This window comes from Aeromonas sp. 97A (assembly GCF_051919185.1).
GTDB classification, from domain to species: domain Bacteria; phylum Pseudomonadota; class Gammaproteobacteria; order Enterobacterales; family Aeromonadaceae; genus Aeromonas; species Aeromonas veronii.
This window is the reverse complement of record NZ_JBQBFF010000001.1, coordinates 1,886,710-1,899,125: the sequence shown is the minus strand read 5'-3', so window position 1 is coordinate 1,899,125 and position 12,416 is coordinate 1,886,710. Positions and strand designations below refer to the sequence as shown.

The window sequence follows — 12,416 nt, the reverse complement described above, 5'->3', positions numbered from 1 at the left end:
GCTTCTTTTTTACTCTAATTCTGGATTCTCTATGAAAGTCAGCGTACTGGTGCCGGTGTATAACCTCGGGCGCTTTATCGAGCCCTGTCTGCTAAGTCTGCTGGAACAGCAAACCAATTTCGATTTTGAAGTGATCGCCATTGATGACGGCTCGAGCGATGACTCCTGGGCCATTATGCAGCGGCTAGCGCAGCAGTGGCCGCAACTCAAGGCACTACAGAATTCGCAGAATATGGGGTTGGCCAAGACCCAGAAGCGCTTGTTGAGAGAGGCGAACGGCGAATATATCGCCTATGTAGACGGGGATGATCTGGCTCTGCCGGGCAAGCTGCAACGTCAGGCAGATTATCTGGACGTGCATTCCGGTTGCACCCTTTGCTACCACGAAGCGGAGATGTTTGATGATGAAACTGGCGCACGGATCAAGCTATTCACCCGTGATTATTACAATGCCCGCTATCTTGAACCCGTGATGACACGGGAGGCATTGATCCGCTTCGGGGTGTTCGTCAATGCAAGTTCCATAATGTTCCGCCGTTATGAAGGGATGGAAAATGCCATCGATGAGGGGTGCAAGATCATCCTCGATTATCCCTGGCACATCTTGAACCTCTCCCACAATACGGGGACGCTGGATTTTATCCCCGAATTATTGGGCCGCTATCGCTTCCATACCCAGAGCTTTGGCGGACAGACCCGCAAATCGGCAGAACGTCGTGAGCAGTCGCTGCGCGATCTGCTGCGCGCCTGTGATAACGCCGCTGCGTTTGGGGCGGATCCTGTGGCCATTGCCCAGGGGCGTGCCCATCACTATTACTCTGCCGCACTCTACTTTCTGCGGCAGGATGACGTTGCCCGCTTCACGCAGCTTATCGAACAGTCAGTTACCGAGGTAGCGAAGCTGGCGCCAGGCTGGTTCTTCGATGAGCGACACCAACTGGCTTGGATGCAGCGGGCCCATCCAGCACGGGTTATGCAACAACTGTTTGGAGAGGCGGCATGAGTTATCAGGCGATCGTCATTGGCGCCGGGCTCTCCGGTGCCGTCATGGCTGAGCGAATGGCCAGCCAGCTCGGTTGGAAGGTACTTGTGCTGGAGCAGCGCGATCATATCGGTGGCAACTGCTTTGACGAGTATGATGCGCATGGGGTGTTGATCCATCGCTATGGACCGCACCTCTTCCATACCGATAACAAGGAAGTCTGGGATTACCTGTCGCAGTTTACCGAGTGGCTGCCTTATGAGCATCGTGTGTTGTCACGCATCGACGGGCAGTTGGTGCCGATCCCGTTCAACCTGACCAGCATCGAACGTTGCTTCCAGGCCGACAAAGCCGCCGCCATGATTGATGCCTTGCGCACCCGGTTTGGTGATGGTGCCAGAGTACCGATCCTAGAGCTACGCAAAGAGGCGCATCCCCTGTTGGGTGAATTGGCTGATTTCATCTATCAGAAAGCCTTCGTCAACTACACCAGTAAACAGTGGGGGGTACCGCCCGAGCAGATCTCCCCCGAGGTGACGGCACGAGTGCCCGTGGTGGTGAGTCGGGATGATCGCTACTTCACCGATCCCTGGCAGGCGGTGCCGGCGGAAGGCTATACCGCAATGTTTGAGCGCACACTTGCGCACCCCTTGATTGACGTAAGGTTGTCGACCCCTATGGAACAGCATGTCAGGTTGGACTGGCTGCAGAAGAGGGTGCTGCTGGATGGTCTTCCTTTCGATGGCCCACTGATATATACCGGTATGCTGGATCAGTTGATGCCGGCAGAAGGGAATTGCCTGCCATATCGCTCACTGCGTTTTGAACATCGCCATCTGGCGCAAGAGCAATTTCAACCGGTCACCACCGTCAATTATCCGAATGAAGAAGCCTTCACGCGGATCACCGAATTCAAGCATTTCAGCGGGCAGGTTCATCCCGGCACCAGTATCGTATACGAATATCCTTGTGACTATCAGCCGGAACAGAGGCTCGAGCCTTACTACCCGTTGTTTACCAACGCAGCCAAACAGAACTATCAGTCTTGCCGCGATGAATTGGCCCAGTTCCCGCAACTGATTGCTTTGGGGCGCCTTGCCGAGTACCGCTATTTCGATATGGATGATGCCGTCGACAATGCGCTGCAACACTATCGACACCTGGCTCAGCCGATGACAGGGAGATAAGCATGATGAATTATCTATCGAAATTGGATGGAGCTCTGCAAGCGCAGCCGATCCGTGCCATTTCATGTGATGTCTTCGACACTTTGATCTTCCGTCACGCCGGAACCGTCGAGCAATTCTGGCATCAGCTGGCAGTACAAGCTTACCAGTTAGGTATTCTTTGCAATGACGATCCTGATGCCTTTGTCGAATACCGTAAAGAGGCTGAATCGATGGCTCGGCGTCAGATGATGCAGCGAGAAGGTCACAGAGAGGTGCGACTAGAGCACATCTATGCTTGCTGGCCCAGCGCTCAGGGGGAGCAGTTGGCCCAGCTGGAGCAGCAGCTGGAATACGACAACTGGTGGCTTAATCCGGTACTGGTCGATTGGCTGCTCAGTCAGCAACAGCGCGGCCTACTGATCGTGCTGCTTTCCGATATGTATCTGCCTGCCAGCCTGTTGCAGCGCTTCTTCAGTACTAAGGCTCCGCAGCTGTTGCTGCATAGGATCTATGTTTCTGGCGAATATCGGGCCAGCAAACAGGATGGGGGTCTGTATCAGCGCCTGCTGGCCGAGCAGCAATGGCCGCCTGAATCGGTTTTGCACATTGGGGACGACAAAATTACCGACCTGCAGATGGCAAAGGCCTCCGGGCTAAGCGCCTGTCATGTTGGGTTAGGGGATGATTACCTCGCGCAAGTGAAGTACGAGCAGCGTCTGTTTCCTCTTTGCATTCCAGGCTTAGAGCGGTTGCGGCGCCAATGGCGCTGGCTGAGTGATGGCTCGACCAGCTCAGAATTAGCTGGTCGTATCTACGCGCCGGTCCTTTACGTGTTTGCTCGCTGGCTCATAGAGAGATGCCAGCAACAGGGTATCACTACGCTGTTTTGTCTATTGCGCGAAGGTGATGTTATCGCGCGTCTTCTTGCACAGATACCCGGACACAGACTGACTGTCAAGACTTTGGCGGTTTCCCGTCGTTCCAGCTTTCTACCCAGTCGAGAGTGGTCGCTGGATCTTGTGCATCAGCTCTGTCAGCGTCGTGGATATACGCTGACTGAGTTGCTTGATGATCTGGGGTTGACATGCCCTGAGAGCTGGGTAGCGCAGCAGCATTGCACCCTGTCGGAGCTGGTACAAACGCCGCTCTGGTGTGAGGTGCTGAGCTGGTTGGAAACTGTCCAGCCGCAGATCGTTGCCCACTTGCAACAACAGCGGCAGTGGCTGCTGCAATACCTGGTGCAACAGGGGGTAAGAAACAGCTCCGAGATCGCTATTCTCGATTGGGGATGTGGTGGCAGCCTGTTACAAAATCTCCATCAGTTGGCTGGGCTGAATGATGTTAACTACTTCATGTTTTATGCCAGTCAGCGTGCGAGCCGGGTAGCGCTAAGCCAAAAACTGCAGATATTTCAGCCCGCATCATGCCAAGCATGGGCTCAGCAATTAGCGGCCTATCCTGAAATAAGCGACTTCTTGCTCAATGGTGCGCTCAGCTCGACCCGATGCTATCAGATAACGAATGATGGCCAGATCACGACCAAACCAGTTGCACAATCTGATGATGCGATCCTCGGTCGGCAATCGCGCGAGGCGTTTGTTGGCATCCTGCTGAGATGGGGTGAGCAAGCATCTGCAGCTGGCTGGATGGAGGAAGGGCCGTCACTCGCCGAGCGTCACTATCTGGTGGGAATTCTCTATCGTCTGACTCTTTATCCTATGTGGCATGAAGCGCGTGAGTTGGCCAATTTATTGTTGCCAATGGCGCCGGGATGCAGCCAGCCACTGTTGCCACATAGCCGCGTGCTCGAGCTTAAAGAACGAGTATGCAGCGGTGAGAAGGCATATCAGTTGTTATTGGATGGCACAGATCCGATTCTACGTAATACGGTTTGGTATCCTGGACTGGTAGCTCTGGCTTTCCCTGACCAATTACAGCAGTGCGGTGAGTTGGCTACCTATCAGGATGATGAGAAGGTTGCACCGTTGTTGTTACAGAAGTTACGACAGTCAGGTATTACCAAAACGGCGTTATATGGTGCTGGTGAATTGGGATTGAAAGTGTATGAGTTTCTTACTACACATGGTATCAATATTTGCTGCGTGATTGATCGTCGGGCCTTGAATAGTTGTATTCGATTGGGTGAACATCAAGTAATCACGTTGGCAGAGGCCAAAAGACGGGATGTGGACTGTTTTACGGTCGCGTCACGGGCCTTTGCCAGCGAAATAAGTGCCGAGATCCGGCTGCAGTACAATGATAAAACCGCTTGCACTAATATTATTGTCTTCAGATAGTAATATCGGTGTTTTATAAAACAAGTGAATCAATGAATTGAAAATAGTGATATTTTCGTATTCATAATATCAAGTTGTTATAGTGTTATGACTGTTTTAGTCGTGCACTAAAAGGAGTTAAAATGACTAATTCAATTAAGGCACCTGGGTTGTTTCAGGTTGAACTGACTAATTATTGCAATATAGATTGTACCATGTGCGCGCGTTCAGCAGGTCTGAATAGACCTATAGGACACATGGACTTGGATCTTTTCAAAAAAGTTGTCGATCAATCCCGTGAATATAAAATGCCGATCCATTGGTTACATCATTTTGGGGATACCTTGATTTATCCTAAATTGCGTGATGCTCTACAATATTTCAAGGCCCATGGTTATGGCCCTGGAAATGTTTCTACTAATGCAATTTTATTGAATGATGACAAGATTGATATATTGTTGGAGTACGGCGGAAATGTACTATGTTGTATTGACACTATGGATCCAGATGCTTATAAAAAAATAAGAAACAATAATCATTTTGAAAAAGTAAAAGGTAATATTGAAAAGTTCATCGCCGAACGTGACCGCAGGAATTCTGATACCGTAATTACGATACAGTTTTTACGTACTGCGCATAATATGGATGAAGATTTGACCATTATGATGGACCACTTTGGCCAACATGATAATGTTCGATTTATAGAAAAACGTACTGACAAGCATCCTAAAGGTGGAGATATTACTATTGTAGCATTGGATGACGAATTTAATCATAAACGGACTTGCTTTAAGATTCGTTCGGAGTTGTGTGTGTTATGGACTGGCGAGTGTGTACCCTGCTGTTGGGATGCTGACGGAGAGCAGATTATAGGTGATGTGCGTGATGAATCACTAGATGATATCTGGCTGGGTGAGCGACATAAAAAAATGCAGCAACAATTATATAAGGGAGAAGAAGGCGTGTTGTCGCTGTGTGATAAATGCACTGGTCCTATCAGCGATAATATTATGGGGTTGAGAGAACAGGTCAATGCCCATGCTTTACGTTGGATTGAAGAGGGGAAGACGGTTGTGCTTGCTGCCGCCAGCAAGGCCATGTTTGATTTGTACGAAAAAACACAACTACGGAACCTGAATGTAGCGGCTTTTTGCGATATTAATCCGGAAGGGAAAGTACCCCCTGTTAATATTCCAGTCCTCCCGTACTCAGAAATTGAAAGGATCAAGCCGGATGCGATACTTATTTTCTCTCCAGCCTACAGTACGGAAATATACTTCCAACAGAAACATTGGCGTGAAGAAAATATTGAGATAGTAGTTCTCGGTGAATTTCTATAATCTGGTATGGTAGCAGGAGTACTTTATGCCTTTTTGTATGCAGAGCTATCTTGCTCCTATTCCCTCTGTGGTGCTGGATAACTATCAAAAATATCTTGCACCATTGAAAAATCAGGGTAAACGTATTGTATTTGCACCACATTGTGAACTGGTATTTAATCTGGTGTATCGTGGCTATTTCTGTCATTTCACAGTCCTTGGTGCCTTGGATAAAAATAGTAAAAAAATTGGCAAAACAGGTAATGGTATTTTTGCTTATAGCTATGACAGTCTCACCGAATTGAAAACGGATATTGTTGTCGTAGCCAATACCCGCTACCACAATGAAATTGTGGTAGCCCTGCGTACAGCCGCAGAGGCGTTAAATTTTGAATTGGTTGATCTTTGTGAAGGTTACGAGCATACTGCATTTAGGCAGGAATTAGCTGAATTTCTGGACTGCAGGAAAATAAGCCAATTACGACCTGGTTGTATCGATGTGCCAGCAACAATTACCGATACAGATGTGATGGCCGTCGAAATTGTAATTGAGACAGGTTGGGGGTTAGGTGATAAATTGTGTGCACTGAGTGCTGCTCGTGAATTTGCACGCCGTAATCCCAACCTGTCGGTTTATTACAATACCTTACCAGAAATTGTTTCAGCCTATAGTGATGAACTTTTGAAGTTGGGCTCTGGGGCCTATCCTTTGCCGGAAAATTATGCGCTGTTTCATAGAGAAAAGGATTCATCGCCAGCAGCAAATTATTTAGGCTGTTATTACCTTGGTTTAGGTATTAATTTTGATTCTAATCCTGGGCTGGAGTTGCCCGCGGTACCACCTTGTGCCGGATTAATGCCCGATAGTTATATTGCATTACAGCCTACGGCTAATTGGGCAAGTCCGAATCTTTCCTTGGATAATATAAAAAGAATCATAAAGAACGCCCCTTTACCTGTCGTTTTGACAGGGAATTATATTACCAATAACTCGACAGATAATGTCTCAGGCGAAGATAAGCTACGATTCAATCAGGAGCTTGTCACTGCAGGAGCAAATGCCTCTTATATCGGTGATGAAATGAATATGCTAAAAATTATCCGTCATGCAGCACTGGTCCTGACACCGCGTTCAGCCAGTGCACATATAGCAGCAGGTTATGGTGTCAAAACCGTTGTTTGGGTACCCAATGATGGCGAGAATTGGCATCTGGATTATCCAAACTGGCAGCACAGACGTATTTCCGCTACACAAGAACATGTTTGTGATGAGCTGATTCGTGAAATGCATACCTTGATAAAGACAAAATAACACGGAGTATATATGACATCTTTTATTCATGATTGTGTATACAAGAAAATATTCAGTTTATTGCCGGAGCTCATTCGTTCGCAAGACCGAGTTTTATTGTATCCAGCAGGGGCCATGACTAAAGAGTTGATACAAAAGAATGTATTTAAAGAATGTAATCTAATCGGCATTGCAGATAAATCATGCAGTGATGGTTTCGATGCCGTACTTAATGTCACTACGTATAGCCGAGCATCCATTTTTCAAGCTAAGCCTGAATACATTCTGATCTGTTCGCTCTCATACCATAATGAAATCATGAGTGATTTTTTCGCTGACTGTTTAGCAAAGAATATAAAATTAGTTGATTTGTCAGAGTTTTTTGAAGCCGGGAAGGAAGATATAGCGGCAGCGTATATTGATAAAGTCAATGCCTTGTTATGTTCATCAGAGATTCGTGCATTGTTGGCTGATGACAAATACAAGGATAAACGACGCCTAGAGCCCTTTGGCTATAAATGTTACTCACAGCATGATGAAGACGGTATGTTAGCTGAGGTATTTCGTAGATTGGGGGCTACCTTGCCACATACATTTGTCGAGTTTGGTGTCGGTGATGGCTTAGAAAATAATTCGTTATTACTTTTAAAACAAGGCTGGCAAGGTTTATGGATTGAAGGAAGTAATACTAATGCTGCCTTGATAAAAGAGCGTTTTGCCAAACAAATTGCTGATGGAATGTTATATTTTGAACATCAGTTCATCGACAAAGATAATATCAACCAATTGATTGGTAACCATTTCAATGGTGACATAGGCATGCTGTGTATTGACATTGATGGTAATGATTATTATGTCTGGGAAAAAACTGATATTGTGCAACCTTGGGTTGTTGTAATTGAGTATAACGCCAAATTCCCTCCCCCCATGAAATGGTCAATAGAATATAACAAGAATCACATCTGGAATTTGACAGATTATCAAGGGGCCAGTCTGGCTGCACTGGCTGAATTGGGTGACAAAAAAAATTATCAACTGGTTGGCTGTAATCTCAATGGTACCAATGCAATATTTGTGAGAAAGGACAAAGTCAATGAAAAATTCCTAGTTACCGATGAACTACTGGAATATTACCACCCACCAAGATATTTCCTAACGGATGGATACCGAATGATGTGTGGTCACGTACCTGATCCTCGAATGGGTGTTATTCTATAAATTAGCGAAAAAAAATTATGGTGCATAGTGAATTTTAAACCAGCGATCTCGCATAAATAAAACCCATGTTATCAGGGGACTATAATTATGAAAGAACTTGTTCTTGGTATTAATTATTTTGGTCATGATTCAGCCGTATCGCTGGTCAATATGGATGGTGAGGTTCTGTATTGCTTAACTGAGGAGCGTTTTTCCAATATAAAGCATGATGGGGCTTTTCCCATAATATCCATTAATACAGTTATCGATCTGATCAAACAGCATACACTTGGGAATTTGAGATATATAGCATTAAATCATGATCCTGAGCTATATGTAACCGACAAGTTATTCAGCTACATTGATAGTTGTTGTGTTCATGAACAGTCATCCCTGCTTAAAAATAATATTTTGGCCGTATTGTCTGAAATGCGCGTATGTCGGCAAGGGATGTACCCACTGAATTTTTTGCAAGAATTAATTGCTCGCTTAGGTATTTATAGAGATATATCACAAGATTTGCTTCGATATATAAAGTGGTCTCTGAATCGTTATCTTTATACGCAACAAACACTTAACAATATCAAGACTATGTTTCCTGAATGCCAAGTCATTTCAGTAGCTCATCATGTTTGTCATGCGGCCAGCGCTTTCTTCTGTTCTGGTTATTCAGAGTCTGTAATCATGACGATTGATGGTTACGGCGAGCATGATACGATTACTCTGGGTTTAGGTTGTGGAAATGATATTTCAGTTATCTCGAAAAGCTGCTGGCCTAACAGTATCGGTATTCTTTATAGCATGGTGACACAATATTTAGGTTTTGATTGGTTTGGTGACGAATATAAAGTCATGGGGATGGCAGCTTATGGCGAAATTAAGTACCTTCCGCTTTTTAGAAAATTGGGCCGAGTGACAGATGATGGGGTATTTAAATTTATTCCAGGACATCTGATGTCTGGAGATGAGGTCCCTGGAGCTCCCGGAGAACAATGGTACGCTTTTACACCACTTCTTGAACAGTTATTGGGTGGACGGCGTCATCATGATGATGAGTTCGAACAACGGCATTTTGATATTGCCGCAAGCCTACAGGCATTCGTTGAAGACTGTGGGGTCTATATGGCCAAATATCTAAAGCGTATCTATCCTCATGTCGATAAAATTTGTATCGCCGGTGGTGTCGGCCTTAATGGGTTGATGAATTCTCGTATTTTGAAAGAGGCAGGCTTTTCTAGTATTTATATTCAGCCTGCTTCATCTGATGATGGGACTGCTATCGGTGCAGCATTCAGTGTGGTTGCGTCTAAATCTGAAAACCCGAAGTTTTGTCGACTACATAATATGTTTCTTGGTGTGGAACGTTCAGATGAAGAGATAAGGCAAGTTCTGGATGATAAAGGGTTGATTTATACTCGAGAGAAAAATATATCTGCTAAAATTGCGACCTTACTATCGGAAGGGAAAGTTGTTGCTAGATATGAAGGCCGATCTGAGTTTGGACCTAGAGCATTAGGGCATAGAAGTATCATGGCGAGTCCACTACACCAGGAAATGAAGGATGTTATTAATTCAAGAATAAAGCATCGTGAACGATTCAGACCTTTTGCTCCTGCCTGTTTGGCTGAGGATATAAAAGATTATTTCTATGCTGAGGATGATGCTGAATTTATGCTGATCATTCCGCAGGTTAAACCAGATAAACAGGATATTATTCCTGCTGTTGTGCATAATGATGGTACTGCGAGAGTTCAAGCTGTTCACAAGAGTAAAAACCCTGGGTTTTATGACATTATAGAAGAGTTTAAAAAAATAACTGGTGTACCTGTCATAATAAACACTTCGTTCAATGTTAATGGTGAAACGATAGTGGAATCCCCCCTAGATGCAATAGAGTGTTTTCTATATACAGATATTGATAACTTAGCCATAGGCGATTATCTGGTTTGTAAAAGCGCGAACCTTCCTGCCATGATTAAACTATCCCGCTCGGACTTCCTGGAATTGCGCAAACAGCGCTATCGCCAGCAGAGTTGGTGTCGGCAGTTGTTTTGGTCTTCTGACACAGGTTCTGTTAGTGCGTCAGAATCCGATTTAGACGCACAAGAGCAGCGTATAAAATGGCGTCGTATGGCATCGGTACTTCATCAGCATCTGGTGGCGATGCCTTATCCTGCATTCTGTATTGTTGGTGCGGGTGAGATCGGAATTGTATTTCTAAATGCATTGCGTAACCGCATGCAGATTAGTTGTTTGGTGGATAAACAGGCTGAATCTATGCAAGGATTTTCAATACCGGTAAAAACCCTCGAACAAGCTATTGCTGAGGGCGAACGCCATTTTATAATTGCATCTGAAGCCTTTGAAGCTGAGCTCAAAGCTAGGATAAATCAGCTTTTGCCGATAGAAGAAATCGTTATGTTTGGTATTTCAGATCTTATTTCTATGATGACCAAATCTGTAGAGTGAGGTACGAGTGTTGGTGTATTCCATTTGCGAGTACGCCAGCAATTTTATTGATTTATCTACTGTTCAAAGATGGTCTATGATACTCAAAATCACAAGCAATAAAAATTATGCTTTTTATGGAGGATGCTATGGATAGTTTTGGTAATAAAGTAAATTTTGATGACGTGCTTAATTATGTTAATGATGGCGATGATGTGCGTGCACTACAAATATTAAGTTCTTGCATTTCGAACAACAATGATAATTTTCTATATTGTCATTTATATGTTTGTTGTTTAATAAATACCGGCCGTTTCTCAGAGGCAATTAGTTTTTTAAAAACAAAATCATCGACACCATTTTATAATGATTCACTTTGCAGAATTTATAACCTTACTAACAATGAACATGCGGAGATTGAACTGCAAGTTACTTCTGCAAAACAGAGAATAAAATCAAAGGAATATGTTGTCAGTGTCATAAATAAACTAATTGGTAAAAACTCTAATCGGTATAATTTGATTGCCTTTGAATTGGCGCGTAATTTTACTGACATTCATCCTGATTATCCTCTTGGATGGCAATTACTTGCTAAGTTAGCCATGTATACTGATAATTGGAGGGAGGCTGAATTAGCTTACCTGAAATTGCTGTCAATGGATGAAGGTAATGAAAATATACTAAATGACTATGAAAGTTTGTTAGCCAGAAAAACTATTGAACTCAGTTTTTTTGAAAATGAAACAGGTCTGGCACAGGGAATGGAATCAGAGAATAATAAACGCTCCATTAAAAAGCCCTATGTTATGGCACGCTATCCAATGAAAGATGAATTGATGACTAGTTTTAGAGATTCTTTTTTAAAGCATGTTGCAGTGGAGTTTAACTCTAATCCACCAAAGTTTATGCCTCATGATAAGTTTGTAACATTTGGTTCGTGCTTTGCATCTAATGTAGCTGCCGAATTAAAGTCTCAAGGTAAAGATGTGTGGCATATCCCTATTGGTGAAGATCTGAATAATACATATACAAATAAATTGTTTTGGCAATGGGTGTGTGGTCATGAAGTAGGGGCTGATCTAGAAAATAAGATGTTCAAATTATTAAATGTTTCTAGAGTAGAGGTTTTTCAAAAAATAAAAGATGCAAAATGCTTTATTTATACATTAGGGTTGGGTGCTGCTTTCTTTTCTAAAAGCACTGGTGAACTTCTTGTGCCAGATTCAGATTGGGTAGGGACAAGGGCTTTGATAGAACATGGAGAATTCAAAACGACTAGTGTCAGTGATAATTATAGAAATATCTTAGAAATAATCAGTTTGATAAGAAAGGTTAATATAGGGGCGCAGATAATAATTACATTATCTCCTGTACCATTGCTTGCTACTTTTGAACGGCATTCCGCTGTAATCGCTGATTGCCTAAGCAAGTCAGTTTTACGTGTGGCGGTCAATGAGGTCATGAATGATAAAATTGATGCTGTTTATTATTGGCCAAGTTTTGAGGCTGTTCGTTGGTTAGGCCCACATATAGGTAAATGCTATGGAAGTGATGATGGTGTTTCACGTCATATAAATGAAAGCATTATTTCAGATATCATTTCTGTATTTGTTGATTCAGTTACTGTGCGTGATTGTTAGTCATCATGGTGAAACTATTATGTCCTGATTTTGGTATGAGTATGAATTGGTTCTGAAGAAGAGTGAAACTTGTCAGTGGAATAAACGTTCCCCC

The 12,416-nt window shown here is 44.0% G+C and carries 8 protein-coding genes; all 8 read left to right on the top strand.

The genetic code is table 11. From position 1 onward, the window contains the following. Positions 1-31 precede the first annotated feature (31 nt). The 8 genes from ACTG27_RS08430 (at position 32) to ACTG27_RS08395 (ending at position 12,322) form a co-directional block, all read left to right on the top strand. Positions 32-1,003: a glycosyltransferase family 2 protein gene (locus ACTG27_RS08430; protein ID WP_139444493.1), complete on the top strand. Its 972-nt coding sequence runs from the start codon at positions 32-34 to the stop codon at positions 1,001-1,003. After that, complete coding sequence (gene glf / locus ACTG27_RS08425) at positions 1,000-2,169, top strand: UDP-galactopyranose mutase (protein ID WP_439979486.1); 1,170 nt, start codon at positions 1,000-1,002, stop codon at positions 2,167-2,169. The genes ACTG27_RS08430 and glf overlap by 4 nt, the downstream gene beginning before the upstream one ends. 2 nt (positions 2,170-2,171) lie before the next feature. Then, positions 2,172-4,448, top strand: coding sequence for an HAD family hydrolase (locus tag ACTG27_RS08420; RefSeq protein WP_439979485.1), 2,277 nt, complete (start codon positions 2,172-2,174; stop codon positions 4,446-4,448). Positions 4,449-4,570: 122 nt separating this feature from the next. Beyond that, on the top strand, positions 4,571-5,767 hold the full coding sequence (locus ACTG27_RS08415; RefSeq protein ID WP_439979484.1) for a radical SAM protein: 1,197 nt from the start codon (positions 4,571-4,573) through the stop codon (positions 5,765-5,767). 25 nt (positions 5,768-5,792) lie between these two features. Next, positions 5,793-7,058: a hypothetical protein gene (locus tag ACTG27_RS08410; protein ID WP_439979483.1), complete on the top strand. Its 1,266-nt coding sequence runs from the start codon at positions 5,793-5,795 to the stop codon at positions 7,056-7,058. A 12-nt stretch (positions 7,059-7,070) separates the two neighbouring features. After that, positions 7,071-8,255, top strand: a complete 1,185-nt coding sequence (locus ACTG27_RS08405; protein ID WP_330124493.1) for a hypothetical protein — start codon at positions 7,071-7,073, stop codon at positions 8,253-8,255. Positions 8,256-8,342: 87 nt separating this feature from the next. Beyond that, positions 8,343-10,703: a carbamoyltransferase family protein gene (locus tag ACTG27_RS08400; protein ID WP_439979482.1), complete on the top strand. Its 2,361-nt coding sequence runs from the start codon at positions 8,343-8,345 to the stop codon at positions 10,701-10,703. A 128-nt stretch (positions 10,704-10,831) separates the two neighbouring features. Further along, a complete protein-coding gene (locus tag ACTG27_RS08395) occupies positions 10,832-12,322 on the top strand; it encodes a GSCFA domain-containing protein (RefSeq protein WP_330124491.1) in 1,491 nt (496 codons plus the stop codon). Positions 12,323-12,416 lie beyond the last annotated feature (94 nt).

Excerpts from the sequence above, each read along its gene's own strand:
- ACTG27_RS08430 (WP_139444493.1), top strand. The coding sequence starts at position 32 with ATGAAAGTCAGCGTACTGGTGCCGGTGTATAACCTCGGGCGCTTTATC.
- glf (WP_439979486.1), top strand. The coding sequence starts at position 1,000 with ATGAGTTATCAGGCGATCGTCATTGGCGCCGGGCTCTCCGGTGCCGTC.
- ACTG27_RS08420 (WP_439979485.1), top strand. The coding sequence starts at position 2,172 with ATGATGAATTATCTATCGAAATTGGATGGAGCTCTGCAAGCGCAGCCG.
- ACTG27_RS08415 (WP_439979484.1), top strand. The coding sequence starts at position 4,571 with ATGACTAATTCAATTAAGGCACCTGGGTTGTTTCAGGTTGAACTGACT.
- ACTG27_RS08410 (WP_439979483.1), top strand. The coding sequence starts at position 5,793 with ATGCCTTTTTGTATGCAGAGCTATCTTGCTCCTATTCCCTCTGTGGTG.
- ACTG27_RS08405 (WP_330124493.1), top strand. The coding sequence starts at position 7,071 with ATGACATCTTTTATTCATGATTGTGTATACAAGAAAATATTCAGTTTA.
- ACTG27_RS08400 (WP_439979482.1), top strand. The coding sequence starts at position 8,343 with ATGAAAGAACTTGTTCTTGGTATTAATTATTTTGGTCATGATTCAGCC.
- ACTG27_RS08395 (WP_330124491.1), top strand. The coding sequence starts at position 10,832 with ATGGATAGTTTTGGTAATAAAGTAAATTTTGATGACGTGCTTAATTAT.